This is a genomic window from Saccharothrix hoggarensis (assembly GCF_052936025.1).
In genome coordinates, this window is the sequence record NZ_CP193624.1 from 3766098 (window position 1) to 3792602 (window position 26505).

Consider the following 26505-nt stretch of genomic DNA (forward strand, 5'->3'; position numbering starts at 1 on the left):
CCACGTCATCGCGCAGCCGGCCCCGACGCCGTGCGGTCGAGTCGGATGCGCACGGCGATGCCGGCGCAGAGGATCACGGCGATCCCGCCGAGCACGGTCGGCCAGGCCAGCTCCTCCCGCAGCACCAGCGCCGCCCACAGGATCGTCAGCACGGGCTGCACCAGCTGCACCTGGCTCACCCGCGCCATCGGTCCGATCGCCAGACCGCGGTACCAGGCGAAGAACCCGAGGAACATGCTCACCACCGCGAGGTAGGCGAACGCCGCCCACTCGACCGGCGACGCCGAGGGCGCCTCCCGGAACGCCGACACGGCCGTCAGGCCGATCATCAGCGGCGACGACAGCACGAGCGCCCAGGACACCGTCTGCCACGACCCCAGCTCACGGGACAGCAGCCCGCCCTCCGCATAACCGATCGCGGCGGCCAGGACGGCGCCGAACAGCAACAAGTCCGACCAGTGCAGCCGCCCGAACCCGCCACCCTGCAACGACGCGAACACCAGGGCGGCGACGGCGCCGACCGCGGCCGTCACCCAGAACGACGTGGGCGGGCGTTCCCGGCCGCGGACCACGGCCATGACCGCCGTCGCCGCCGGGACCAGCCCGATCACCACGGCGCCGTGACTGGCCGGCACGGTCGTCAGCGCGTACGACGTCAGCAGCGGGAACCCGGCCACCACCCCGCCCGCGACGACGGCCAGCCTCGCCCACTGGACACCCCGGGGCAGCCGCTGCCGGGTCAGGGCGAGCGCGGCGGCGGCGAGCAGCGACGCGATCACCGCGCGGCCCGCGCCGATGAACAGCGGGGAGAGGCCGCCGACGGCGACGCGGGTGAACGGCACCGTGAAGGAGAACGCCGCCACGCCCAGCAACCCCCACCACAACCCGACCCGCGACGGCGATAGCGTTGCCGCCGGATTCAGAGTAGCGCTACTGTGTTCCGACATGGCCAACGATAGCACCGGGCGCATCGTGGCCGGTCTGCGCGCGTGGATCGACCAGGCGCCACCCGGCACGCGCGTCCCGTCCACGCGGGCGCTGACGGCCGAGTACGGGGCGAGCCCGGTCACGGTCCAGAAGGCGATGCGCGCGCTCAACGCGCTCGGGCTCATCGAGAGCCGACCCGGCGTGGGCACGTTCGTCCGCGCCACGCGCTCCACCCGCCCGCCCGACTACGGGTGGCAGACCGGCGCCCTGCGCTCCCCGCACGCCCGCCTCCCGGCCGGGTCGACGGCCATGCGCAGCGCCTCGCCCGACGCCATCGGGCTGCACGCCGGCTACCCCGACCGCACGCTCCTCGCGGAACGGCTGGTCCGCGCCGCGCTCACCCGCGCCGCCCGCGGCGACACCGCGCTGTCCCGGCCGGACGTCGCCGGGCTGCCGGAACTGCGCGCCTGGTTCGCCAACGAACTCGCCGAGGCCACCCCGGTCGGCGTCACGCCGCCCACACCGCGCGACGTCGTGGTCCTCCCCGGCAGCCAGAGCGGCCTCAGCTCGATCTTCCGCGCCCTGGTGGGCTTCGGTCAGCCGCTGCTCGTCGAATCGCCGACCTACTGGGGCGCCATCCTCGCCGCGGCCCAGGCCGGCGTGCACCTCGTCCCGGTCCCGAGCGGACCGACCGGACCGGACCCGGACGACCTCGCCCGCGCCTTCGAGGAGACCGGCGCACGCGTGTTCTACGCGCAGCCCAACTACGCCAACCCCACCGGCGCCCAGTGGCCCAGCGGGCGCGCCGCGCAGGTCCTCGACGTCGTCCGGGCGCACGGCGCGTTCCTCGTGGACGACGACTGGGCCCACGACTTCGGCATCGACACCACCGCCCGGCCCGTCGCCGCGCACGACGACGCCGGTCACGTCCTCTACCTGCGTTCGCTCACCAAGAGCGTGTCACCGGCCGTCCGCGTCGCCGCCGTCATCGCCCGCGGTCCGGCCCGCGAGCGCATCCTCGCCGACCGCGGGGCCGAGTCGATGTACGTCAGCGGCCTGCTGCAGGCCGCGGCGCTGGACGTCGTCACCCAGCCCGGCTGGCGCACCCACCTGCGGACCCTGCGCCACGAGCTGCGCGCCCGCCGCGACCTGCTCGTCGACGCCCTCGCGGAGCACGTGCCGCAGGCCCACCTCGACCACGTGCCGCCGGGCGGCCTGCACCTGTGGGCGCGCCTGCCGGACGACACCGACCTCGACCGGCTCACCCGCGACTGCGAGGCCGGCGGCGTCCTGATCGGCCCCGGCGCCGAGTGGTTCCCCGCCGAACCGTCCGGCACGTTCATTCGGCTCAACTACTCCGGCCCGGACCCGGACCGCTTCCACGACGGCGCCCGCGTGATCGGGCGCGCCCTCGCCGCCAACCGACGAGCCGACGCCTGAGCGCGCCTCCGACGTCGCTGCACCCGCGTAGGTTGCCTACATACCGACCGGTCGGTACCCTCGCGACGTGGACGAACGGCGCATCGACGCGGTGGTGCTGGACTGGGGTGGCGTGCTCACGGTCTCCGTGCCCGCCTTCATCGAGGACTGGCTGACATCCGAGAACATCGACCGGGACCGCTACGGCACCACCATGCGGACCTGGATGGGACGTGACGCGGCCCCCGACAACCCGGTGTTCCGCCTGGAGACCGGTGAGCTGACGCCCGCCGAGTTCGAAGCCCTGCTCGCCGCCGAGCTGACCACCCTCGACGGCCGCGAGATCGCGTCCAAGGGCCTGCTGCGGCGCATGTTCGGCAGCGCCCACCCCGACCCGAAGATGGTCGACCTGGTCCGCGAGCTGCGCGCCGACGGCATCACGACCGCCCTGCTGTCCAACAGCTGGGGCGAGGGCTACCCCGAGGACCTGCTCCTCGAGCTGTTCGACACGATCGTGATCAGCGGCCGCATCGGGATGCGCAAGCCCGACCCGCGCATCTTCCACCACACCCTCGACCAGCTCGGGCTGCCCGCCGACCGGTGCGTGTTCTTCGACGACGCGCCGGTCAACGTCGAAGCCGCCCGGCAGGTCGGCCTGCACGCCCACCGGCACACCGACGCCGACTCCACGCGCGCCGTGATCGACCAGCTCAGGGGAGCGAGCGCATGACCGACCAGCGCGTCACCGACCTGCCCGGCCTGGACCTCGACCGGCTCGCCGCCCACCTCGGCACCGGCCCGCTGACCGGCGAGATCATCCCCGGCGGCCGGTCCAACCTCACCTACCGCGTCACCGACGGCGAGCGCCGCTGGGTGCTGCGCCGCCCGCCGCTCGGCCACGTCCTGGCCACCGCCCACGACATGGCGCGCGAGTACCGGGTGATCAAGGCCCTCGCCGACACCGCCGTGCCCGTGCCGCGCGTCGAGCTGCTGTGCGAGGACACCGACGTCCTCGGCGCGCCGTTCTACCTGATGGAAGAAGTGCCCGGCGCGGCGCTGCGGCACCGCGACCAGTGCCCGTGGCTCACCCCCGACAAGGCGCGCGCGCTGTCCGACCGGCTCGTCGACGTGCTCGCCGACCTGCACGCGGTCGACCCGGCGACCGTCGGCCTGGCCGACTTCGGCCGACCGGACGGCTTCCTGGCCCGCCAGGTCGCCCGCTGGGGCAAGCAGCTCGACGCCTCCCGCAGCCGCGACCTGCCCGGCATCGACCAGCTGCGCGACCGGCTCGCGGGCACCGTCCCCGACTCCGGACGCGCCACGGTCGTGCACGGCGACTACCGGCTGGACAACGTCCTCGTCACCGAGGACCCCCTCGACATCAGCGCCGTCCTCGACTGGGAGATGGCCACGCTGGGCGACCCGCTCGCCGACGTCGGCCTGCTGTGCGTCTACTGGAACGGCATCGGCGCGCAGGACGACCCGATCACCGGCACCGTGCCCACGCTGCCCGGATTCGCGTCCACCGACGAGATGGTGCGCCGCTACGCCGAGCGCAGCGGCGCCGACGTCACCGGACTGGCCTGGTACACGGCGTTCGCCTACTTCAAGCTCGCCGTGATCCTCGAAGGCATCCACTTCCGCTTCACCCGCGGCAAGACCGTGGGAGCGGGGTTCGACCAGATCGGCCAACTCACCCTGCCGCTGGTCCGGCAGGGACTCGCCGCGACCTCAGGGGAGCACTGATGGACTTCGCCTACGACGCCAAGACCGAGGAACTGCGCGACAAGCTGCTGCGGTTCATGGACGAGTTCGTCTACCCTGCCGAACCGGTCGCCGAGCGGCAGCTCCACGACGCCGAGGACCCGTGGGCCCGCCCGCCGGTCCTGGAGGAGCTGAAGGCCGAGGCCCGCCGGCAGGGCCTGTGGAACCTGTTCCTCCCCGACCCCGACCACGGCGCCGGCCTCACGAACCTGCAGTACGCGCCGCTGGCCGAGATCACCGGCCGCAGCCCGCACCTGGCGCCGGAAGCGCTCAACTGCGCCGCGCCGGACACCGGGAACATGGAGGTGCTGGCGATGTTTGGCACCGAGCAGCAGAAGAAGCAGTGGCTGCGGCCCCTGCTGGACGGCGAGATCCGGTCCGCGTTCTGCATGACCGAGCCGGACGTCGCGTCCTCCGACGCCACCAACATCGCCACCAGCATCGTCCGCGACGGCGACGAGTACGTCGTCAACGGCCGCAAGTGGTGGTCGTCGGGCGCGATGAACCCCAACTGCGCGATCTTCATCGTCATGGGCAAGACCGACCCGGACGCCGAGCGGCACCGCCAGCAGGCCATGATCCTGGTGCCGCGCGACACGCCGGGCGTGCACGTCAAGCGCGGCATGCACGTGTTCGGCTACACCGACGCGTCCCACGGCGGTCACGCCGAGATCGTGTTCGACAACGTGCGGGTGCCCGCCGACAACCTCATCGCGGGCGAGGGCGAGGGCTTCGCGATCGCCCAGGCCCGCCTCGGCCCCGGCCGCATCCACCACTGCATGCGCCTGATCGGCATCGCCGAACGCGCGCTGGAGCTGATGTGCCGCCGCGCCATCTCGCGGGTCGCGTTCGGTCAGCCGATCGCGCGGCAGGGCGTCGTGCAGGAGTGGATCGCCGAGTCGCGGGTGCGGATCGAGCAGGCCCGGCTGCTGGTCCTCAAGACCGCGTGGCTGATGGACACCGTCGGCAACAAGGGCGCGCACACCGAGATCCAGGCCATCAAGATCGGCACGCCGATCATGGCCGAGTGGGTGCTGGACAAGGCGATCCAGGCGCACGGCGCGGGCGGCGTGAGCCAGGACTTCCCGCTGGCCGAGCTGTGGGCCGCCGCGCGCACCCTGCGCCTGGCCGACGGCCCCGACGAGGTCCACCGCATGTCGCTGGCCAAGCGGGAGCTGAAGAAGTACCTCTGACGAACCGGGCCCCGGTCGGTCACGTCGGGGCTCCGGCCGTCCGCGGGGACGTGCGGAACGCCCCCGGCAGCCCGCGTTCGGCGTCACGACCGGCTCGGTCGTGACGCCGACACCCGGGTCAGTCCGTGACGGGCACCTCGTGGTGGGGCACGGCGGCGAGCAGGGTGCGCGTGTAGTCGTGCTTGGGCACCAGCAGGACCTCCTCCACCGTGCCCTGCTCGACCAGCTCGCCCTGGTACATCACGGCTACCCGGTCCGCGATCGTCCACGCCAGACCCAGGTCGTGGGTGATGACCAGCGCGGCCAGGCCCAGCTCCCGGCGCAGCCGCAGCAGCAGGGCCAGGATCTCGCCGCGCACCGACGCGTCCAGCGACGCCACCGGCTCGTCGGCGACCAGCAGCCGCGGCCCCAGGGCGAGCGCCCCGGCGATCACCACGCGTTGCCGCTGCCCGCCGGACAGCTCGTGCGGCAGGGTGGGGAAGAACAGCTCCGGCGGGCGGAGTTCGGCGTGCGACAGGGCCTCGGCGACGAGCGCGGCCTCGTCACCGGCGACGTGGTGGATGCGCAGTCCCTCCGCGACCGCCTCGTACACGGAGTGGCGCGGGTTCAGGGCGCTCGTCGGGTCCTGCAGCACGAGCTGCACCTGACGGCGGTAGGCGCGCAGGCCCGACGACGAGCGGGGCAGTTCGGCGCCCTCGAACAGCACGCGGCCGGCGGTGGGGCGTTGCAGGCCGAGCAGGGTGCGGGCCAGCGTGGTCTTGCCGGAGCCCGACTGACCGACCAGGGCGACGATCTCGCCCGTCCGCACCTCCAGGTCGACCCCGGCGACGGCGGTCGTGGAGCCGTAGTCCACGCGCACGCCCTCGGCGCGCAGCAGCACGGGGCCGGCGGGCGCGTCGTCCGGCGTGACGTGCCGGAACGCCGGGTCGCCCACGGTCGGGAACGCCGCCGCCAACGCCTGCGTGTGCGGGTGGGCCGGCTCCGCGATCACCCGCCGCGCCGGGCCCTCCTCGACGATCCGGCCGTGCCGCATCACGGCCAGCCGGTCGCACGTCGACGCCAGCACCGACAGGTCGTGGCTGATCATCACCAACCCGATGCCGCGCTCGGCGACCAGGCGCTTCAGCACCGCCAGCACCTGCGCCTGCACCACGACGTCCAGCGCCGTCGTCGGCTCGTCCGCGATGACCAGCCTCGGCCCGCACGCCAGCGCCATCGCGATCATCACCCGCTGCTTCTGCCCGCCGGACAGCTCGTGCGGGTAGGCGCGGGCCGCCCGCGCGGGCAGCTCGACCTGGTCCAGCAGTTCCGCCACGGCCGACGGCGCCGCGGACGACCGCCTGCCGTGCAGGAGCATCGGCTCGGCGATCTGGTCGCCCACCCGGTGGACGGGGTTCAGCGCGTGCATCGCGCCCTGGAACACGACCGACGCCGCCGCCCACCGCACCGCGCGCAGCCGGCCCCACGACATCGCCTGGACGTCCTCGCCGTCGAGCAGCACCTGGCCCTCGACGCGGGCCGAGCGGGGCAGCAGCCGCAACACCGACATGGCCACGGTCGACTTGCCGCAGCCCGACTCACCGGCCAGCCCCAGCGTCTGCCCCGCGTCGAGCGACAGGTCGACCGACCGCACGGCCGTCACCTCGCCGCGCGCACCCCGGTAGTGCACGCTCAGGTCGCGCAGCTCCAGCAGGCTCACCGCTCCCCCTTCAGCCGCGGGTTGAGCACCGTCTCCAGCGCCCGCCCGCACAGCGTGAACGCCAGCACCACGCACACCACGCCCAGTCCCGGCGGCACCAGGAACCACCACGCCCGCTGCGACACGGCGCCGTGCATGTTCGCCGCGTGCAGCATCGACCCCCACGACACCCGCGTCGGGTCGCCGAGCCCCAGGAACGACAGCGTCGACTCGGACACGATCGCGCTGGCCACCGTCAGCGTCGTGTTCACGAACACCAGCGGCAGCACGGCGGGCAGCACGTGCCGGCCGATGACGTGACCGTGCCCGCCGCCCAGCGCGCGGGCCCGCTCGATGAACGGGCGCGCCTCCACCGACAAGGTCTGCGCCCGCACCAGCCGCGCCGTCGCGGGCCACGCCGTCACGCCGATCGCGAGCACGATCGTGCCCAGGCCGCGCGGCAGCACGGTCGACAGCGCGATCGCCAGCACCAGCGACGGCAGCACCAGGAAGAAGTCGGTGAACCTCATCAGCACCGCCGACAGCCACCCGCCGAAGTGCGCCGACGCGATCCCGACGACGGTGCCGATCAGCACCGACAACACCGTCGCCGCGAGCCCCACGACCAGCGAGATCCGGGTGCCCCACCACGTCAGCAGCAGCACCGAGCGCCCGTTGTGGTCGGTGCCCAGCCAGTGCTCGGCCGACGGCGGCTCCCACGGCGACGCGGTCACCCGCGTCACGTCCAGCCCGGACGCGTCGGTCACCAGCGGCGCGAGGACCGCCAGCAGCGTGATCACGGCCAACCCGACCAAGCCGGCCAGGCCGCCGCGCTGGGACGCGAACTCGCGCCACGTCGCGCGCGCCGAGGCCCTCCGCCGCTGCCACACGATCGACGTCATGACGCACGCACCCGGGGGTCCAGGACCCGGTACAGCAGGTCCGCGACCACGTTCATGGTGATCACCGCGCCCGCCAGCACCACGAACGTGCCCTGCAACAGCGGCAGGTCCGGGCCGGTCAGCGCCTCGTAGGTGAGCAAACCCAGGCCCGGCCAGGAGAACACCGTCTCCACCGTGATCGCGCCCGACACCACGAGCCCCAGGTGCAGGAACACCAGCGTCACGGTCGGCAGCAACGCGTTGGGCACCGCGTGCCTGCGCCGCACCAGGTCGTCCCGCAGGCCCTTCGCCCGTGCCGTGGTCAGGTAGTCCGCGTGCATCTCCTCCAGCAGCGAGGACCGCATCACCAGCAGGTACTGCGCGTAGACGACGGCGATCATCGTCAGGCACGGCAGCACCATGTGGTGGGCCACGTCCAACGCCTGCGACAGGAAGTCCGGCGGCGTGTCCGGGTAGCGCATGCCGCCGCTGGGGAACAGGTCGCCGGTCACCAGCGACAGCAGCATGCCCAGCCAGAACGTCGGCATCGCCCACTGCGCCAGCGCCAGCCCGGTGGAGATCCGGTCCGACCGCGACCCGCGCCGCCACGCGCCCCGGATGCCCAGCCACAGGCCCAGCACGACGGCCAGCACGGTCGCCGTGCCCACCAGCAGCACCGTCGGCCACAGCCGTTCGCCGATCAGCTCCAGCACCGGCCTGCTGTACACGTAGGACGTGCCGAAGTCGCCGCGCACGGCCGCGGCGACGTAGTCGACGAACTGCTCCCGCAGCGGCTTGTCCACTCCGAGGCGGGCGCGCAGCTCGGCGAGCTGGTCCCCGGTCACCGGCCTGCCCCGCGTCATCGCGACGACCGGGTCGCCGGGGATGACGCGGAACAGCAGGAACCCGAGCACCACGACGAACGCGAGGCTGACCAGCGCGCCGCCGAGCTTGCCGGCGAGGTGCCGGATCACTCGCGGTCCTCCGCGCGGGCGCCGCGCCGGCGGCTGATCAGCCACGCGCCGCCGAGCAGGACGATCAGGACGCCGCCGACGACGGCCACGACGAGACCGGTGTTGGAGCCGGTGGACTGGGCGGCCGCCGCGGTCGGCGTCGCGCCGTAGTACCCCCACACGCCGTTCTGCGCCATGATCACGCCGCCCGGGTCGGGCTGCACGGGGAACGAGGCGAACTTGTCGCTGCGGTAGGCCTCCAGCGCGTTGTCGTAGCCGAGGACGACCGCGGGCACCTGGTCGTAGAACCGCTGCTGCATCTTCTTGACCAGCTCCGCCCGCTTCGCCGGGTCGAACTCGGCGCGCTGCTCGGCGTAGAGGGCGTCGTACTCGGGGTCGCAGAAGAACGTGTCGGTGGTGCCGCCCTTGCCGTCGGCGTTGGGCCGCTGGTCGCACGTGTGCAGCGACAGGATGAAGTCCGGGTCGGGGTTGGTGCCTCAGCCGGAGAACACGAGGTCGAACGTCCCGGCGGTGCTGGACTCGTTGAGCTGGTTGTCGGACACGATCTGCACGTCGACCACGATGCCGAGGTCGGCCAGGGACCGCTTGACGAACTCGCCGGTCTGCTCGTCGTAGGCGCGGCTGGCGTGCCCGAGCAGCCGCAGCTCCATCCGCCTGCCCTCGGGCGAGACGCGGATGCCGTCGGCGCCGCGCGCGTACCCGGCCCGGTCGAGGTCGGCGTTCGCGGCGGCCGGGTCGTACGGGTGCGCCGGGTCGGGCGTGAGGTGGTAGTCGCCGAACACCGGCGGGATGGGGCCGGTGCCGCGCTGCGCGTAGCCGCCGTTGACCCGGTCGATGATCGCGTCGAGGTCGATGGACTTCGCGATCGCGCGGCGCACCACGACGTCCTTCAGGGCGGGGTGGCCGTCGCCGATGGGCTCACCGGTGCGGGTCGCCGCGCCGGAGTTGATCACCAGTTCGTTGAAGCGGCGGCCGTTGGCCTTGTTGCGGGTGACGCCCTCCTCGTCCTTCAGGGAGTCGAACTGCGCCGGGCCCATCCGGTTGACCAGGTCGACCTCGCCCTTGGCCAACGCCTGCACGGCGGCGTCGGAGGTCTTGTAGTAGCTGAACGTCAGCTCGTCGTACTTCGGCGCGCCGCGCCAGTAGTCCTTGTTCGCCTTGAACCGGATGAACTCGTTGGCCCGGTACTCGGTGAGGATGAACGGCCCGCTGCCCACCACGGGCACCTGGTCGTTGCGGTACTCGCCGATGTCGGTGACCTTCGACCACACGTGCTCGGGGACGATCGGCACGTCCAGCGCCAGCATGGTCGCCTGCGGCTGCTTGGTCTTGATGACCAGCGTGCGGTCGTCGGCGGCGGTCACGGACTCGAACGTGGCGGTGAAGCTGCCGTTGGCCGTGGCGGCGACCTCGTCGCGCATCATCAGGTCGTAGGTGAACGCCGCGTCCTTGGCGGTGATCGGCTGCCCGTCGGACCACTTCTTGCCCTCGGGGATGTGGAACGTCCACGTGAGCCGGTCCTCGGAGGACTCCCACCGGGACGCCAGGCCCTCCACGGGGTGCTGGTCCTTGACGTCGTAGGCGGTGAGGTAGTCGTACATCAGCCGGCCGACCTCGGTGCCCGCCTGGAAGATCGACAGGAACGGGTTGAGCGAATCCACCTGCTGGGTGATCGCCACCCTCAAGGTGACCGCCTGTTGCGCCGGCGCCGGTGTGGGCGCCAGCAGGACCACCATCGCCATCGCCGCCGTGACCGCGCCGAATCGCCGGATACCCACAGTGACCGCCTCCCGCCCGTGAGTGGAAGTCAAGAAGTAACCACTACCGTGAGTCATTCGTCAAGAACCGACGACCACTCGGTACGGTGAAACCCATGCGGATCTTGATCTCGGCGGACATGGAGGGGGCGACGGGTGTCACGTGGACCGCGGACGTCGTCCCGCAGACCGAGCAGTGGCAGCGCTTCCGCCAGCTGTTCACCGGTGACGTCAACGCCTGCGTCGCGGGGGCCGTCGCGGGCGGCGCGGCCGACGTGCTCGTCAACGAGGCCCACTCGTCCCAGCGCAACCTCCTGCTGGAAGACCTCGACCCCCGGGCCAGGCTCCTCACCGGACGGCACAAGCCGCTGTCGATGATGCAGGGCATCGACTCCGGCGTGGACGGCGTGGTGTTCCTCGGCTACCACGCGGGCGCGGGCCAGGAGGGCGTCCTCGCCCACACCTACCTGGAGAACTCCATCACCGGCGTGTGGCTGGACGGCGTCCCGGCGAGCGAGGGCAGGCTCAACGCGGCGCTGGCCGCCGAGCACGGCGTCCCCGTGCTGCTCGTGACCGGCGACGACAAGGCGTGCGACGACGCCCGCGACTACGCGCCCGACGCCGAGCTCGTCGCCGTCAAGGAGTGCGTCAGCCGGTACGCCGCCGTCTGCGCGCCGCCCTCGGTGACGTCCGAGCTGATCACCGCCGCCGCCCGGACCGCCGTGCGCCGCGCCGGACGCGCACCCGGCTCGGTCACCTCCCACCGGGTCGAAGTCGAGTTCGACGCCACCCACCTCGCGGCCGCCGCGGCGGTGGTCCCTACGGTGGAGCAGGTCGGAACACGCCGGGTGGGCTTCGACGCCGCGTCGATGACCCTGGCGATGCAGGCGTTCAAGGTCGTCACCGCGATCGCCGCGGGGGCGGTGGAGGGTATCTATGGCTGAGGACGTCGTCGACCTGTGCGCGGCACTGCTGCGGTTCGACACCACCAACCACGGCCGCGGCCGGTCCGCCGGCGAACGGGAGGCCGCCGAGTTCGTCGCCGGGCACCTCGACGCCGTCGGCGTGCCCGCCACCGTGCTCGAATCCGCGCCGCGCCGCGCCAACGTCCTGGCCCGCGTGCCCGGCGTCGACCCCGGCCTGCCCGCGCTGCTCGTGCAGGCGCACCTCGACGTCGTGCCCGCCGACCCGTCCGAGTGGACCGTGCCGCCGTTCGCCGGCGTCCAGCGCGACGGCTACCTGTGGGGCCGCGGCGCGGTCGACATGAAGGACATGATCGCCATGGTCCTCGCCGTGCTCGGCGACTGGTCCCGCGAGGGCCGCCGGCCGCGCCGCGACATCGTGCTCGCGTTCGTCGCCGACGAGGAGGACCGCGGCGAGTACGGCGCCCAGTGGCTCGTCGACCACCACGCCGACTTCTTCACCGGCTGCGCCGCCGCCATCAGCGAGTCCGGCGGCTACGCCTACCCCGTCGGCGACCAGCGGATCTACCCCATCGGCACCGCCGAGCGCGGCACGTCCCACCTGCGCCTCACCGCCACCGGCCGCGCCGGCCACGGCTCCCGCCGCAACGACGAGAACGCCGTGGTCAACCTCCTCGGCGCGCTCGCCCGCATCACCGCCATCGAGCACCCCGTGCGCCTCACCCCCGCCGTGCGGGCGTTCATCGAGCAGGTCGGCGCGGCGCTCGGCGTCCACGTCGACCTCGACGACGTGGACGGCACCGTCGCCCGCCTCGGCCCCGCCGCCCGCCTGGTCGAGAACACCGTCCGCAACAGCACCACGCCCACCGTCCTGCAGGCCGGCTACAAGGTGAACGTCATCCCCGGCACCGCCACCGCCGAGGTCGACGTGCGCACCCTGCCCGGCACCGTGGACGAGCTGCTCGCCGCGATCGACGCCGCCCTCGGGCCGGACGTGCGGCGCGAGTTCATCGCCAACGAGCCGCCCGTGCAGGCGCCGATCGACTCGCCCTGGTTCGACGCGATGGCCGCGGCCCTGCGCGCCGAGGACCCCGACGCCGTCGTGGTGCCGTACTGCATGGGCGGCGGGACCGACGCCAAGGCGTTCAGCCGCCTGGGCATCGACTGCTACGGCTTCTCGCCGCTGTCCATCCCGCCCGGCTACGACTACCGCGCCATGCCGCACGGCGTGGACGAGCGCGTCCCCGTCGAAGGCCTCCGCCACGGTGCCCGCGTCCTGGACCGCTTCCTGTCGTCCTAGCCGCCCGGAATCACCCGAAAGGCGACACCGGGACCGGTATCCCCGGCGACCGGCCGTGCCTCCTCTGCCGTGACGGCGAAGGAGGCGGTATGCCATGTGGACGCGGACCACGACGACCGCGGTGGCGGTCGCGGCGGCGGTGGGCCTCGCCGCGTGCGGGAGCGGGGCGTTCGACCGGCCGGGCGGCGAGACCACCACCGACCCGGCGACGGCCACGAGCGGCTCCACCGGCGACGGCGGAACCACAACGGGCGAGACGGGCGAGACGGGCACGACGGGTGAGACCACGGGCGGCACGGGAGGCCCGACCGGCAACGGCCGGAGGTACGGCTGGTTCCTGCCCGTGGGACCGGACTCGCCGAGCTTCGCCGAGGACAACGTGTACCGGCAGCTGGCCACGTTCCGGGACTGCGGGGCGGCGAAGACGACCCTGGAGCAGGAGTGGCGCTCCATGACGAGCCCGCGCAACGTCCTGCTCTACGACGCGGCGGTCGCGCTGTGCCGGGGCGACGAGTCGCGGGCCCGCGCGATGTACGGGCGCGCCGGCCGGTACGGCTGGCTGGTGAACACCGGAGGCGACGGCAGCGGCGCGGTCGACTGCCCGACCTACCAGGCCGTGCGCAGCGTCCTCGACCAGCGGGAACCGCAGAGCTTCCCCTGCGCCGCCGGCAGGCCGCCGGGCTGGCCCCCGCCGCCCGGCGGGCCCAGGGACGACCCGCGCACCGACGCGAACGAAGCCACCACGACCACCACGACGTCGCGGACGGGCGGGGCCGGCACCACGACCACGGGCCGCACGACCACGACAACCACGACGACCACCACGACGTCATGACCACACCGGCCGACCGCGACCGGCCCGCCGCCGAACGCCCGGGTACGGACCGCGCGGACACCGGGCGCCCCGGCCCGAACCCACCCGGCCCGGACCCACCCGGCCCGGACCACGCCGACGCGGAGCGTCCCGGCCGGGAGCGCCCGCAACCCGACCGCCCGGACACAGACCGCCGAGACACCGGGCCCGCGGACACCGGCACGGGCTCCGACCAGCCGGACGCCGTGCAGCGGGTGGGCGAGGTGCTGGCCAACGTCACCGTGCTCACCGGCCTGCTCGTCTACTTCGGCTGGCGGCGCAGCCACGTCCAGGCCCGCGAACTCGGCCTCGACAGCTTCGTGCTCGACCTGTCCACCACGGACTACGTGCTGCGCAGCGTCGGACCGGTGTTCCTGCTGCTGGCGGTCGTGGTCGTGATCGCCCTGGTCTGCCGCTGGCTGGAACCGCACGTCCGCACGGCGAGCGCGAGACCCGGCGCACGCGCGCGGGCGCTGCGGACCGCGCTGTCCCTCGCCTGGGTCCTCCTGCCCGCGATCGCCGTGGCGCTGGGCCTGGTGTTCCCGGTGACGAGCTTCTACGCGTTCCCGCTCGCGGTCGGCGGCGGCATCCTGGTGTCGCTGTACGCGAGCCGCCTGCGCCGACCGGACACGCACCCGACGTGGACCAGGGTGCTCGCGTTCGCCGTCGTGTCCCTGTCGCTGTTCTGGTCGGCGGGCAACTACGCCGAGGTCGAGGGCGTCGAGCTGGCCCGCGCGTTCGCCGCCGACGTGCGCGCCAGGACCGCCGTCGTCGTGTACGCCAAGGAACGCATGCACATCACGGCGCCCGGCGCGTGCGAGGAGCCGTTGCCCGCCGAGGGCTCGCAGTACCGGTTCCGCTACCTCGGCCTGCGGCTGCTCGACAAGACCGGCGGCAAGTACTTCCTGGTCTCCGACGGCTGGACCAGGGCGCGCGGGACCGTCGTGGTGCTGCCCGATAAGGACGACATCCGCGTCGAGCTGAACCACGGCGCGCAGCAACGACCGCCGACCTGCCGGTAGGACCGGCTACAGGTAGACGTCGGTGACCTCCCTCAGCCGGGTCAACGCGTCGCGCAGCGCCGCCATCCGACGCTGACCCAGGTGGGCGGTCCACTCCCGCTCCACCTCGGCGATCGCGGCCAGCCCCACCGGGATCGCCCGCAGCCCCCGTTCGGCCACCCGGACGAGCCGGGCCCGCGCGTCGGTCGGGTCCGGCGTGCGTTCCACGTAGCCGGCGCGTTCCAGCTGGTCCACCAGGAAACCGGCGGTCTGCTTGGTGATCCGCGCGGCCTCCGCCAGCTCGGTGAGCCGCGACCCGTCCGGGCCGATGCGGTGGAACACCCGCGCCTGGGCGGGCGTCACGTCGTCGAACCCCGCCTCCGCGAGGGCGGCGAACACCCGGTTCTCCAGCTCGCGGTGCGGGAGGTACAGCAGCAATCCGAGGTCGGCGGGCACATCACTCCTTGACGTCGGTCAGGAAGCCGATCACCCTATCGTGCGCCCGGCTCCCCGCCCGCAGTCGGAGCGGATGTGCCCCGACCCGCGAGCGCCGCCTCACGGCCGCCGTGCCAACCGGACGAGCTTGAGCGCCAGGTGCAGCTCCAGCCGCGTCCCGCCGTCGGCCAAGTCGCGGCCGGTGATCTCGCCGATCCGGCCCAGCCGGTAGTACAGGCTGGTGCGGTGCAGGTGCAGGCGCTCCGCCGTGGCCCGCGCGTCGCAGCCCGAGTCGAGGTACACCTCCAACGTCCGCAGCAGCACGTCCGACAGCCCGGACAGCACGTCCTCGGGCGCGGCGCCCAGCAGGAGCCGGTACGCGCCCAGTTCGGACCACCGCACCCGCCGCGGCAACGCCGGGTCCAGCCGCGCCAGCTCGGCCGCCGCCAACGCCTGCTGGTACGCCGCCCCCGACCGGTCCGGCGGGTGCGGGTCGCTCACGCCGACGTGCCCCGGCAGCTCCGGCAGGGCGTCGCCGGCGGGCACCGTGCGCACCACCCGCGGCTCCAACGCCACCACCACCCGCACCGGCGTCCGCTCACCGGCCGGCACCTGCGCGGCCAACGCGGCCAGCCGACCGCCCAGGTCCACCTCCGGCGGCTCGCCCAGCACCCACAGGTAGCCGACGAGCACCCCGTTGTGCCGCAAGGGAAAGCCGACCCGCTGGTGGAACCCGAGGGCCGCGTTCTCCGGCACCCGCACCGGTCCCGTCGCGGTCGCGATGCCGTGCTGCTCCTGCCACGCCGCGACGTCCGCCGGCACCCGCCGGGTCAGGATCGCCCGCACCCGCGCCGGGTCGACATCGTCGGTCTGGGCGCTGTGCGCGACCACCCGGCCCGCCACGTCGTCCACCGACACGCCACGCCCCAGCACCCGGGACAGCTCGTCCAGCAGCTCCTGCATTCCGACAACTGTAGGAACAACTCCAGTCGCCGGACGGTCGCCCCACCCGCCGGGCACGCCCTAGCGTTCCGGTTCGTGACGAACAGCCGGATCGCCCCCTGGGCCTCCCCGCAGGCGCAGCGCAGGCTCGCCGAGGTCGAAGCCGCCGTGTCCGCCGACCTGACCGCCGCCGGTGTCGCGGGCACCGTCCGCAAGGCCCTCGACGCCCACGCCGCCCAGGTCGACGACGACGGGATCGTGCTCTACGCGGGCACCAACGTGCTCAGCCCTGCCGCCGCGACCGCCCTGTCCGCCACCGTGTCCAGCCGGCCCAGCATGGGCTGGCCGGGCGAGAAGTACCAGGTCGGCCTCGACCACCTGGACACCCTCGAAGTCCTCGCGCCGATGCTCGTCGCCTCCCTCATGGAAGGCGAGCACGCCGAGGTCAGGCTCCAGAGCGCCACCCTGGCCAACCTCGCCGTCTACACCGCGTTCGCCCGCGCCGGCGACAAGATCGCGGTGCTGCCCGAGTCCGCCGGCGGCCACGCCAGCCACCACGCCCAGGGCGTGCCCGCCATCCGCGGCCTCACCGTCGTCGACCTGCCCTACCTGCCGGACGAGCTCGACCTCGACTACGCGAAGCTGCCCGGCTTCCTGCGCGTGCACCGGCCCCGGATCGTGGTCATCGGCGCCAGCCTCATGCTGTTCCCGCACGACGTCGCGGCGGTGCGCGCGGCGGCCGACGAGGTCGGCGCGGTCCTCGTCTACGACGCCTCCCACATGGCCGGGCTCGTCGCCGGCAAGGTCTTCCAGCGGCCCCTGCACGAGGGCGCGCACGTCATGACGTTCTCCACCTACAAGTCGTTCGGCGGCCCGTCCGGCGGCTGCGTCGTCACCCGCGACGCCGACCTGGCCGAACGCGTCTCGAACGTCGCCTACCCCGGCATGCTCGCCAACTACGACGCCGGACGGCTCGGCGCGCTCGCCGTCACCGCCGCCGAACTCGCCGAACGCGGACCCGACTACGCGCGGGCGTGCGTCGCCAACGCCCAGGCACTCGGCCGCGCGCTGGCCGACAACGGGTTCGACGTCGCCCGCCACGACGGCGAGTTCACCCGCTCCCACCACCTGGCGATCGACGCGATCACCCTCGGCGGCGGCGACGCGGCGGCCGTGCGGCTCGGCGACGCCGGCGTCTACCTCAGCGGCATCGGCCTGCCGTGGCAGCGCATCGACGAAGGGCTGCGCGGCCTGCGCATCGGCACCCAGGAGATCACCCGCCGCGGCTTCACGCCCGAGCACCAGCCCGCCATCGCCGACCTGATGCGGCGGGCGCTGATCGACGGGGAGCCGCCCGAGCGCGTCCGCGCGGACGCCGTCGCGCTGCGCCGGGAGGTCAACGCCACCGTTCGGTAGCGTGGTGGAAGACGATCTTCCGACCACGAGAGAGCGGGGGGCCATGCACCTGGGGGTGTCGCTGGAACCGCTGGGCGCCGGGGCGACCGGCGAGAGGTTCCTGGACGTCGCGGCCACGGCCGAGCGGCTGGGTTTCAACAGCGTGCTGATGTCCAGCCACCTGCTCGCCGGCAGCGCGGGCTCCGCGATGGACCCCGTCGTGCTGCTGTCCGCGGTCGCCGGGCACACCACGCGGGTCCGGCTGGTGACCAGCGTGCTCGTCCTGCCCTACTACCACCCGGTGGTGCTGGCCAACCAGTTGTCGTCGCTCGACGTGCTGTCCGGCGGCCGGTTCGTCCTCGGTGTCGGCGTCGGGTGGCACGCCGAGGAGTTCGCGGCCGTCGGCGTGCCCGTCGAACGGCGCGGCGCGCGCACCGACGAGCACCTGTCGGTGCTCACCGCGCTGTGGAGCGGCCGACCGGTCACGCGGACCGGGACGTTCGGCTCGCTGACCGGCGCCCGGATCGGCGTGACGCCGACGACGCCCGGTGGCCCGCCGCTGTGGATCGGCGGGCACAGCGACGCCGCGCTCCGGCGCGCGGCCCGGTTCGGCGCGGGCTGGCACGGCTCCGGCGTCACCCCCGACACCATGCCGGAGATCCGACGCCGGCTGGCCGCCGAGGCCCAGGCGCACGGCCGCACGCTCGCCGACCTCGACCTCAGCACGGTCTCGTTCCTCGTCCCGCCCGGCTTCGAGGGCGAACCGCCCGGCCCCGCGCTCGGCGGACCACGACCGAGCGTCGCGAGCGTCGTGGATGACCTCGGGCGCCTCGGGGAAGCGGGCATCACGCTGTGCGCGCTGTGGATGCCCGTGCCGGCGGACCGCATGGCCGACGCGATGGCCTGGGTCGCCGACGAGGTGCGGCCGCAGCTGGGCTGAACGCCATCGAGGACCGGAGTTGTCCTCGATCACGCCTACCGTGGCGTCGTGACCGAGAAGCTGACGACCCGGGCGTTGAACCGGGCGACCCTGCACCGCCAGCTCCTGCTGGACCGGGTGGACCGGACCGCTCACGACGTCGTGGAGCACCTGGTCGGGATGCAGGCGCAGGAGCCGTTCTCGCCCTACTACGGCCTGTGGTCGCGCATCCGGTCGTTCCGGCCCGACGACCTGGGCTCGCTGCTGCTGGACCGGCAGGTGGTCCGGGCGTCGCTGCACCGCGCCACGATCCACCTGGTCACCGCCGCCGACCACGGCCGGATCGAACCGCTGCTGCGGCCGTTCCTGCACCGCAGGTTCGCGTCCTCGCCGTTCGGGTTCGTGGTGGAAGGGCTCGACGTCGACGAGTTCACCGGGGCCGTCACCACGTTGCTGGAGGAGAAGCCGCGCACCCGGCGCGAGATCGGAGACCTGCTCGGCGCGCGGTGGCCCGACCGCGACGCCACCGCGCTCGGTTACGCGGGCAGCTTCCTGGTGCCGTCCGTGCAGGTGCCGCCCCGTGCGGTGTGGGGCAGGTCCGGTGCGGCGAGGTGGACGACCGCCGCGCACTGGCTCGGACCCACCGGACCCGCCGCGCCGATCGAGGAGTTCGTGCGCCGCTACCTGGCCGCGTTCGGCCCCGCGTCGGTGAAGGACGTGCAGACGTGGGCCGGCATGAGCCGCCTCAAGCCCGTGGTCGAGGCGATGGACCTGGGGGTCTTCACCGACGAACGCGGGCGCACGCTGTACGACCTGCCGGAGGCGCCGCTGCCCGACCCCGACACGCCCGCGCCGGCGCGGTTCCTGCCCGAGTTCGACAACGTGCTGCTCGGCCACGACGACCGCACCCGCGTCATCTCCGACGAGGACTACCGGCGCGGGATCATCATCGGCGGCAAGCCGACGCTGCTGGTGGACGGCTTCGTGCACGGCACGTGGAAGATCGCGGGCGACGGGCTGGACGTCGAGCTCTTCCGCCCGCTGACCCGTGACCAGAAGGCCGACGTGGAGGCCGAAGGCGCACGGCTGCTGGCGTTCGCGGGCGTGAGCGGAGATGTCCGGCTCTAGATTTGGACGATCGTCCAGTACGATCGTCCAATGACGGTTCGGGAACGGCTGCTGCGCGCGGCCACGGAACTCATCGCCGAGAAGGGCTGGGGCGCGGTCAGCACGCGGGTGCTCGCCGACCGCGCCGGGGTCGGGTCGGGGATCGTGCACTACCACTTCGACTCCACGCAGGCCGTGCTGGTGGAGGCCGCCGTCGGCGCGCTGCGGTCCGCCGTGGGCGGCCTCACCTCCGTGCTGGCGCAGGCCGACACGCCGTCGGACGCGTTGGCACTGCTGCTGGGCGCGTTGGACGGGCACGACGGGCAGGAGCTGTTCACCGAGACGTTCCTCGCCGCCACCCGCAACGACGACCTGCGACGCGCCGTCGGCGAGGTGCTGGTCGAGTTCCGGGCCACTCTCGCCGCCTGGCTGGCGTCGCGGGACGTGCCCACCCCCGCGGAGACCGCGGCCGTGCTCGCGGCGGCCGTGGACGGCGTGCTGCTGCACCGCGCGCTCTCCCCCGACCTGACCGCCGACGTCGTCGTGCCCGTCCTGGGGAGGGTGCTTCGGTGAAGGTCGTGATCAGCGGCGCGGGCATCGCGGGCCTGGCGCTGGCCCACCGGCTGGGGACGCTCGGGCACGAGGTCGTCGTGGTCGAGCAGGCGCCCGGACCACGCGCGTCCGGCTACATGATCGACTTCTTCGGGCCCGGCTACGACGCCGCGGAACGGATGGGCGTGCTGCCGCGCCTGCGCGCGCTGGGGTACCGGGTGGACGAGGCGGCCTACGTCGACTCCCGCGGTCGGCGGGTGGCCGGGCTCCGGTTCGACCGGCTCGCGCGCGCCGTCGACGGGCGGCTGCTGAGCATCATGCGGCCCGACATCGAGCGCGCGTTCCGCGAGGACCTGCCCGCCGGCGTGACCCTGCGGTACGGCGCCGGGGTCGTGGGCGTCGACAACGGCGCTTACGGCGTCACCGCGACGCTGGCGGACGGGTCGACGGTGCCCGGTGACCTGCTCGTCGGCGCGGACGGCGTCCACTCGGCCGTGCGGCGACTCGTCTTCGGACCCGGTCACGTCCGCTACCTCGGGTTCCACACGGCGGCGTTCACGTTCGACGACCCCGAGGTCCACGCGCTCGTCACGGGCCGGTTCTGCGTCACCGACACCACCGGGCGCCAAGTCGGGTTCTACGGGCTGCGCGACGGGCGGGTGGCGGCGTTCACCGTGCACCGGACCCCGACACCGGACCTGCCCGCCGATCCCCGCGCGGCCGTGGTCGAGGCGTACGGGTCGCTGGGCTGGGTCGTGCCGCGGGCGCTGGAGCGCTGCCCGGCGGAGATCTACTACGACCAGGTCGCGCAGGTCGAGTTGCCGCGCTGGTCGTCCGGGCGGGTCGTGCTGGTGGGCGACGCGTGCGGCGCGGTATCGCTGCTGGCCGGCCAGGGCGCGTCGCTCGGCGTCGGCGGGGCCTACGTGCTGGCCGGGCACGTGGACGACGTGACGGCGTACGAACGGGCCTGGCAACCCGTGGTGGCGGAGAAACAACAGGTCGCACGGTCTGGTGCGCGGTGGTTCCTGCCCGAGTCGCGGCTGCGCCTGCGGGCGCGGCGGGTGGCGATGAGGCTGTCGAACCTGCCGGGCGTCGACCGGGTGGTGGCGACGAGCCTGGTCGGCAAGCCGGTCACGCTCGGCTGAGGCGTCCCGCGGTAGCACGCGTGCCACCGCGGGACGGTGTGCGGGCTCAGCCGCAGTTGTCCCAGGTCTGGCGTCCGCCACCGGCGAGGGTGTGCCGGCCGGTGACGCCCGGCCGGCGTCACCGCGGTGGTTGAGGGCCGCGTTCGGCGCGGAGGGCGTCCAGCTCGGCTTGCAGGCGGTCGAGTTGGGATTCGGCGCGTTCGGCGCGGACCTGGGTCTGGGCGCGAGCCTGTTCCAGGGCGTCGAGGCGTTCGCGGGCGGCGCGTTCGGCCTGGTCGAGTTGGACGCGGTGGGTGTCGCGCTGCTCGGCCAGCTCGGCACGGGCGCGGTCCAGTTCGGCGCGGGCGTCCTGGGCGGACTGCTCGGCCCGTTCGGCTTTGACGCGGGCCTCGTTCGCGGCGTCGGCTTCGGCGCGTGCGGCGGCACGGGCCTGCTCGACGTTGACCCGCGCTTCCGCCTGGGCTTGGCCGACGAGGGTCCGCGCGTCGGCTTGGGCCTGGTCGATCCGGTTCTGGGCTTCGGCCTGGGCGCGGTCGACCATCGCTTGCGCGTCCTGCCGAATCTGGTCGATGCGGGCCTGTGCGTCGGCCCGCACCTGGTCGATCTCCTTCACGGCGAGCCGCCGGGCCTGTTCGGCCTGGGCGACGGCGTCCGCCTTGGCCTGCTCGACCTGGGCCTGGGCGTCACGGCGGATCTCGTCCACGGCGGCCGCGGCCTCGGTGCGGATGGCGGCGATCTCGAGTTCGGCCCGCTGCACCGCCGCATCGGCCTCGGCTCGTGCGGCATCGCGCTGCGCGTAGGCGGATTCGGCGTCGAGTTCGGCCTGTTCGGCGGCTCGGACGGCGTCCTCGGTGGTGGCCTCGGCGGCGTGACGTGCCTGTTCGGCGTCACGCCGCCGCCGTTCCGCCTTCGCGACCGCGGCCTCCGCCTCGGCGACCCGCCGCGCGGCCTCGGCCTCGACCGCCTGCACCTGGCTCTCGGCGACGCTGGGGTCGGCGATCGCGGACAGCTCCGCCACCGCGCCGGTGAGGGTGGTCGACATCTGCTCGGCGAGCACCCGGAACCGGTCGAGCAGTTCTTCAGCCCTGATCTTGCCCGCGGTGATCCCCTGCGGACCTTTCGTCACGGTGACGACCTCCTCGTCCCCGTCCACGGCCTGCGCCAACCGCTGCCGCTCCCGCCACGCCCTCCACCGGGTGTGCTCCGGCAGGTCGCAGTACTCGGCGGGACGACCTGGCCCCGTGCCCCGGAACACCGGCTGTGGAGTGCAGGGAAAAGGACGCTGGGTTTCGCAGGTGAACTGTCTGACGCGAGCCATCTGAGCTGATGAGGCAATCTGCACTGAAGGCTGTGACCAGCGAGGCCGGCCGATTCAGGGGGTGCGGACGGCATTTTTCGAGCCTGACTGGGATACAAGTTTCGTTGTCGAGACTCAGATGCTTTCGACGGTGACGCATCGAAGTCGGCAGCGACCTGAATGTCATTCTCGTTGGTGTTGCAGGCAAAGTGTCGGCGCTGTGTTGGCGGGCTAGGTGTCAAGTCTGCGAGGACAGTACGTTGGGGCGATCGTAGGCTGGACCAGCTCGGCAGCGTGGTCAACCAGCACCGTAACGCGATGGTGTCCGCAACCGCCGAAGATGAAGCCTGGTGCGGTTAGTGTGGCTGCCTCCGTGTCGGTGACGCTCGGAGGAGCGAAAACCCGAACGGTTGGTCGCCGTGTTGACGGAAGCCTGCTAGCTTATCTACGGGCAATCGCGCTCGCCCGTACCGGTTGGCTGGCTACCACGCAGAGTTGGTCGAACCAGGTCAAGGTCACCGATCGCGCGGAAAGTGTCGTGTCCGGGATTCGGCGCAGAGCGTGGAGTGCGGTACTGGACCGAAACCTGGGCACGGTCACTTCATGAGAGTCACGCGGTTAGGCACGTGCGACTTACACAGTCGCCTGTGTCGATAGCGGCTGTTCCTGCGGGTCGCCGTCGAGGGCTGCATGGCTTCGGCGTCGGAGTGCGCGCCACTGCGGTCGCGTCGGCGGGCGATGCCGCCATGTGGTCGCCTGGTTAGGCGTGCCCTGAGGTCACGCGTGAGGCGACCGTGCTTCCGGCGGGCCTACCCTCCGGAGGCGTCGCACCGTGCCTCGTCCGTGACCGTCCGATGAGGAAGGCCGGTCCGTGTATTGAGGTTGGCGTCGCTGTCATCTTCGCTCTGCGACGACCAGGCGCAGCCACGGCTGTGCAGTGGACATACTCTGCAGGCGCGTGCTTGCCGTTGCTGCGGTGGCGGTGTTGTCGGGAGTCGCTTCGCGTGGTCGGCGGTGGGATCGAGCCCGATCGCCTAGTCTGCGACTGGTCAGGGCGTCACACTTGCCGACTCTCGAGGAAGTGGGCGCTCCAGAGTCGGCTCGGCCGCGGGATGGGGTGAAGGAATGCTCTCCACGGTGGATTCGGCGCCGGCGTTGCTGCGCTGGCATTCGGAACTGATCACTGTCACGGGAGTCGTGGCCAGCCACTGTGACCGTGCAGAGCATGTCGAGCAGAACTCCCGTGCCGCGCTGGTCGAGGTCGCCGTTAGGACACGGTCGATGGCGGTCGCCTTGGCTGCGGAGCTCGACGTGGATCTGCGGGAGCTCTACGCCGACCGGCTGGCACGCCGCGAGGCCGGACATGTCCTCGCTGGTACACCTGGTCCGGGGCAGCAGGCGTTCGGGTACGGCCCGTGGACCGGATCGTTCGACGGCGGCGCGGCCGTCCGGTCGGCGGTGACGTGGCGAGAATGGCAGCAGGCTCAGTGGTGGCACGACGTGACCTACCTGCCTGATGTGGCGGGCATGTCGCGGCGCGACCAGTTGAGCCATTTCGGGCACCATCTGGCGAAGCTGGTGTGGCGGATGCAGGAGGCGATCGACATCGTCGAAACGCGTGCCGGGTTCGTGAGAGACCGGCTACCCGACATCCTGTTGTTCGGTATCAAGCTGTCCACCGTGGTCAACGACGTCCTGCCGCAGGAACCGATCGAGCTGTAGCGGTGGACGTGACCGTGTCCGCCGCTCCGGGTTCATGCCCGGGATAGGGTGTGCGGTCAGGTGGGGCGTCGGTCCAGGCGCCGGTTCACGTCAAGCAGCAAGTCGTCGACGAGTTGGCGTACCTGGTCGGCCCACCTCGCGCGCTGCACGACGGTGTGGCCACGCTGTTGATCGAGCAGATACGCGGTATTGAGTTGGATGAGGCTGGTCAGGCGCTGGGCGACCCGCGACAGCCGTGCCTGATCGGGGAACGCCTCGGCGAAGGCCTTCACGGTGTCCCGTAGCACCTCCAGCCCCCACGTCGGGGCCGGATCGCCGTCCGGTGCGGGCTCGTCTGCCGGGTACCAGTCGGCGAACAACGCCTTCCACCAGGCGCGTTCCGCAGCACGGTCGGCTGCCGGTGCGACGAGGGCGGCGACGTTGCGCACGATCGCGGTGCGGTCCTCGTCGGCGATGCGGTCCACGATCGGCAGCGCTACCTGCGGCACGCTCCGTCCGATCTGCGGCAGGGCGGTGACCGTGGTGATGGCTCCCGCGCGCGCCGTGCGACCGGTCTCGGTCAGCCGATGAGCGATCTCGCGCTGGAGCGTGGCCAACTCGGCCACGTTGATCGGCCACCAGTACGCCATTTCCTGCTTGCGGAAGTAGGCGAGCACGTCCACCGCGCCTGCGGTGAGCAGAAAGTGGACCAGGGTGAACGCGGGGAACCGTGCGGTCGGGTCGTCGATCCGGTCGTCGACTGGGTCCACCAGCACCGCCAGCGCCCGGCTGCTGTCGGGCTCCGCGCGCAGCACCGTCACGACACGGTCGATCTGGTCCAGGTCGGCGCGGAAGCGTCGCAGTCGTTCGCCGTGGTTGAACTGCATGCCCCGGCCGGCCTGAGGCCTCTGCCACCAGCCGACCATCTCGGTGAACCACTGCTGCAGCCGGTGTGGTGCGTGACCGGGGACTTCGGGGTACGTGGGCGGGACGAGCAGAGCGGTCGGGCCGTCGGTGATCCGGCACACGGTCGGTGTCGGCAGGCCGCCCGGTTGCCGGACCGCGTCGAGCATCCGCTCGTGCACCAAGGCGGCTGTGTCGGCCGCGAAGACCGCCGCAGACCCGGCAGGCAAGGATGCAGCCGCAGAGCCGGGAGGTGCCAGCAGGAAGCTACGGGTGCCGGTCAGGTCGCGTTCGTGCAACGGAACACCCTCCGTGCGGGCGGGCACGGACTGGATCCGGACACGCCGCAGCGTCGGCATCCCGGTGTCGATATCGACCAGCCTGGCGAACTCACCGGTGCCGCTCTGCCCTTTACCGATCGTGCGCACCGAGCACACCACGACTGCGCGCACCGGTGTGTCGCCTTCGTTGGGTGTGTAGTGGTCCTCGTAGACCCCGGCGGTGTGCTTGTGTCCGTGCAGTACGACGTCGATGTCGTTGGCGGCGAGAAACTCCCGCACCTCGCCGAGGTTCACCAGTGACTCGAACGGTTTGACCTCCTCGTCGATGCCCACCGGCAGCAGCTGGTGGTGCATGACCGCCACCCGCACTACCGGGCCGTCGCCGTCAACCCGTTGGACCGCGTCGTGCAGCAGGTGGGCTGCCCAACGGCGCTGCAGCGGACCCAACCGGGCGATGTCGAAGCTCCCACGCCGTCGCCAGTCGCGCCGCAACGCGTCCCACTTCTCGTCCGCCGGCATCAGGGAGTCCAGTGTCCGCACCGCGTCCGCGACCTCCGGATCGGTGTCTTCTTCGACGCCGCAGTAGTTGGCGGTGTTCAACCCCACCACTGCGACCGTGCCGCCGTCCAGCATCATCACCGGATCGACACCGGTGGCGGGCGCGGTGTGCTCGTCGACCAGGTCCACGCCTTCCAGCAGTGGCGTGCGGTAACCCAGACTTCGTACTCCGGCGACGAAGGCCGCGTACCGGTCCGGGTGCGACGGGGCGGTGTACCACCGCACGTCGTGGTTTCCCGGGACCACCATCACCGATTCCGGCGGCGGCAGTGTCGCGCCCAACTCCGCCAACGTCGCCTGCAACAGAGCGAATCCGTCGACCGAACCGCGGTCGGTCACGTCACCGCTGACCACCACGGCGTCCAACGTCCGCTGCTCCCGGTCGAGCATCGTGCCCAACGCCCGCAGGCTGCTGCGGATTCTGCTCGTCCGCCTGGCCCGCTCCGCTGCCGGTACTACCGGGCGCTTGTAGTCGCCCAGCGTTTCGTCGTCACGCAGCGGAGCCAGGTGCAGGTCCGACAAGTGCAGGATCAGCGCCACAGTGCCTCCCGGACAGTCGGGCACCCGCCCCGGGCACCGATCCCGACCACCGTAGAACGC

Annotated in this window: 24 protein-coding genes; 14 read left to right on the forward strand and 10 right to left on the reverse strand. The window is 72.7% G+C overall.

The window, feature by feature from the left end:
* Nucleotides 1-5: 5 nt before the first annotated feature.
* A complete protein-coding gene (locus ACRAKH_RS17290) occupies nt 6-971 on the reverse strand; it encodes a DMT family transporter (protein WP_380718478.1) in 966 nt (321 codons plus the stop codon).
* Here ACRAKH_RS17290 and ACRAKH_RS17295 point away from each other — a divergent pair.
* The 4 genes from ACRAKH_RS17295 to ACRAKH_RS17310 all read left to right on the forward strand — a co-directional run bounded on the left by ACRAKH_RS17295 (nt 946) and on the right by ACRAKH_RS17310 (nt 5303).
* Nucleotides 946-2367 carry an aminotransferase-like domain-containing protein gene (locus tag ACRAKH_RS17295; protein ID WP_380718480.1) on the forward strand — a complete coding sequence of 474 codons (1422 nt, stop codon included), beginning with the start codon at nt 946-948 and terminating at the stop codon, nt 2365-2367. The genes ACRAKH_RS17290 and ACRAKH_RS17295 overlap by 26 nt on opposite strands.
* A 67-nt stretch (nt 2368-2434) precedes the next feature.
* Nucleotides 2435-3076 (forward strand): HAD family hydrolase, encoded by a 642-nt coding sequence (locus tag ACRAKH_RS17300; RefSeq protein WP_380718483.1) that lies wholly within the window; start codon nt 2435-2437, stop codon nt 3074-3076.
* Nucleotides 3073-4092, forward strand: a complete 1020-nt coding sequence (locus ACRAKH_RS17305; protein ID WP_380718485.1) for a phosphotransferase family protein — start codon at nt 3073-3075, stop codon at nt 4090-4092. The genes ACRAKH_RS17300 and ACRAKH_RS17305 overlap by 4 nt, the downstream gene beginning before the upstream one ends.
* On the forward strand, nt 4092-5303 hold the full coding sequence (locus ACRAKH_RS17310) for an acyl-CoA dehydrogenase family protein (protein WP_380718487.1): 1212 nt from the start codon (nt 4092-4094) through the stop codon (nt 5301-5303). The genes ACRAKH_RS17305 and ACRAKH_RS17310 overlap by 1 nt, the downstream gene beginning before the upstream one ends.
* A 118-nt stretch (nt 5304-5421) precedes the next feature.
* On the opposite strand, the gene nikE is transcribed toward ACRAKH_RS17310, so the two are convergent.
* The 5 genes from nikE to ACRAKH_RS17335 form a co-directional block, all read right to left on the reverse strand.
* On the reverse strand, nt 5422-7002 hold the full coding sequence (nikE, locus tag ACRAKH_RS17315) for a nickel ABC transporter ATP-binding protein NikE (RefSeq protein WP_380718490.1): 1581 nt from the start codon (nt 7000-7002) through the stop codon (nt 5422-5424).
* Entirely contained in the window at nt 6999-7883 is an 885-nt protein-coding gene (locus ACRAKH_RS17320; RefSeq protein WP_380718492.1) for an ABC transporter permease, read from the reverse strand. Before ACRAKH_RS17320 ends, nikE begins: the two co-directional genes overlap by 4 nt.
* Nucleotides 7880-8836 carry an ABC transporter permease gene (locus ACRAKH_RS17325; RefSeq protein ID WP_380718494.1) on the reverse strand — a complete coding sequence of 319 codons (957 nt, stop codon included), beginning with the start codon at nt 8834-8836 and terminating at the stop codon, nt 7880-7882. Before ACRAKH_RS17325 ends, ACRAKH_RS17320 begins: the two co-directional genes overlap by 4 nt.
* Nucleotides 8833-9135 (reverse strand): hypothetical protein, encoded by a 303-nt coding sequence (locus ACRAKH_RS17330; RefSeq protein WP_380718496.1) that lies wholly within the window; start codon nt 9133-9135, stop codon nt 8833-8835. Before ACRAKH_RS17330 ends, ACRAKH_RS17325 begins: the two co-directional genes overlap by 4 nt.
* Nucleotides 9136-9312: 177 nt before the next feature.
* The gene (locus ACRAKH_RS17335) at nt 9313-10614 is read right to left on the reverse strand and encodes an ABC transporter substrate-binding protein (RefSeq protein ID WP_380718498.1); all 1302 of its coding nucleotides are present in this window, start codon (nt 10612-10614) and stop codon (nt 9313-9315) included.
* A gap of 95 nt (nt 10615-10709) precedes the next feature.
* Here ACRAKH_RS17335 and ACRAKH_RS17340 point away from each other — a divergent pair, with 95 nt between their 5' ends.
* The 4 genes from ACRAKH_RS17340 (at nt 10710) to ACRAKH_RS17355 (ending at nt 14691) form a co-directional block, all read left to right on the forward strand.
* Complete coding sequence (locus ACRAKH_RS17340) at nt 10710-11537, forward strand: M55 family metallopeptidase (protein ID WP_380718500.1); 828 nt, start codon at nt 10710-10712, stop codon at nt 11535-11537.
* Nucleotides 11530-12816 (forward strand): M20/M25/M40 family metallo-hydrolase, encoded by a 1287-nt coding sequence (locus ACRAKH_RS17345; RefSeq protein ID WP_380718502.1) that lies wholly within the window; start codon nt 11530-11532, stop codon nt 12814-12816. The genes ACRAKH_RS17340 and ACRAKH_RS17345 overlap by 8 nt, the downstream gene beginning before the upstream one ends.
* Before the next feature lie 94 nt (nt 12817-12910).
* The gene (locus ACRAKH_RS17350; protein ID WP_380718505.1) at nt 12911-13651 is read left to right on the forward strand and encodes a hypothetical protein; all 741 of its coding nucleotides are present in this window, start codon (nt 12911-12913) and stop codon (nt 13649-13651) included.
* A complete protein-coding gene (locus ACRAKH_RS17355; protein ID WP_380718507.1) occupies nt 13648-14691 on the forward strand; it encodes a hypothetical protein in 1044 nt (347 codons plus the stop codon). The genes ACRAKH_RS17350 and ACRAKH_RS17355 overlap by 4 nt, the downstream gene beginning before the upstream one ends.
* A gap of 6 nt (nt 14692-14697) precedes the next feature.
* On the opposite strand, the gene ACRAKH_RS17360 is transcribed toward ACRAKH_RS17355, so the two are convergent.
* The gene (locus ACRAKH_RS17360) at nt 14698-15126 is read right to left on the reverse strand and encodes a MarR family winged helix-turn-helix transcriptional regulator (RefSeq protein WP_380718509.1); all 429 of its coding nucleotides are present in this window, start codon (nt 15124-15126) and stop codon (nt 14698-14700) included.
* 99 nt (nt 15127-15225) lie between these two features.
* The gene (locus ACRAKH_RS17365) at nt 15226-16068 is read right to left on the reverse strand and encodes a PucR family transcriptional regulator (RefSeq protein ID WP_380718511.1); all 843 of its coding nucleotides are present in this window, start codon (nt 16066-16068) and stop codon (nt 15226-15228) included.
* A 75-nt stretch (nt 16069-16143) separates the two neighbouring features.
* Between ACRAKH_RS17365 and ACRAKH_RS17370 the strand changes: the two genes are divergently transcribed.
* Genes ACRAKH_RS17370 through ACRAKH_RS17390 form a run of 5 tightly spaced genes read left to right on the forward strand, consistent with a single transcriptional unit; the run spans nt 16144 to nt 21165 of the window.
* Nucleotides 16144-17463: a serine hydroxymethyltransferase gene (locus ACRAKH_RS17370; protein ID WP_380718513.1), complete on the forward strand. Its 1320-nt coding sequence runs from the start codon at nt 16144-16146 to the stop codon at nt 17461-17463.
* 43 nt (nt 17464-17506) lie between these two features.
* Nucleotides 17507-18382: a TIGR03619 family F420-dependent LLM class oxidoreductase gene (locus tag ACRAKH_RS17375; protein ID WP_447009947.1), complete on the forward strand. Its 876-nt coding sequence runs from the start codon at nt 17507-17509 to the stop codon at nt 18380-18382.
* A gap of 48 nt (nt 18383-18430) precedes the next feature.
* Entirely contained in the window at nt 18431-19489 is a 1059-nt protein-coding gene (locus tag ACRAKH_RS17380; protein WP_380718517.1) for a winged helix DNA-binding domain-containing protein, read from the forward strand.
* A gap of 30 nt (nt 19490-19519) precedes the next feature.
* Nucleotides 19520-20041, forward strand: coding sequence for a TetR/AcrR family transcriptional regulator (locus ACRAKH_RS17385; RefSeq protein WP_380718519.1), 522 nt, complete (start codon nt 19520-19522; stop codon nt 20039-20041).
* Entirely contained in the window at nt 20038-21165 is a 1128-nt protein-coding gene (locus tag ACRAKH_RS17390) for an FAD-dependent monooxygenase (RefSeq protein ID WP_380718521.1), read from the forward strand. The genes ACRAKH_RS17385 and ACRAKH_RS17390 overlap by 4 nt, the downstream gene beginning before the upstream one ends.
* A gap of 118 nt (nt 21166-21283) precedes the next feature.
* Here the strand turns inward: ACRAKH_RS17390 and ACRAKH_RS17395 are convergent, their stop codons facing one another.
* Nucleotides 21284-22420, reverse strand: coding sequence for a hypothetical protein (locus ACRAKH_RS17395; RefSeq protein ID WP_380718523.1), 1137 nt, complete (start codon nt 22418-22420; stop codon nt 21284-21286).
* A gap of 1167 nt (nt 22421-23587) precedes the next feature.
* Between ACRAKH_RS17395 and ACRAKH_RS17400 the strand changes: the two genes are divergently transcribed.
* Nucleotides 23588-24184: a hypothetical protein gene (locus ACRAKH_RS17400; protein ID WP_380718525.1), complete on the forward strand. Its 597-nt coding sequence runs from the start codon at nt 23588-23590 to the stop codon at nt 24182-24184.
* Nucleotides 24185-24240: 56 nt separating this feature from the next.
* Here the strand turns inward: ACRAKH_RS17400 and ACRAKH_RS17405 are convergent, their stop codons facing one another.
* Nucleotides 24241-26445, reverse strand: a complete 2205-nt coding sequence (locus tag ACRAKH_RS17405; RefSeq protein WP_380718527.1) for a metallophosphoesterase — start codon at nt 26443-26445, stop codon at nt 24241-24243.
* Between the last annotated feature and the right edge of the window lie 60 nt (nt 26446-26505).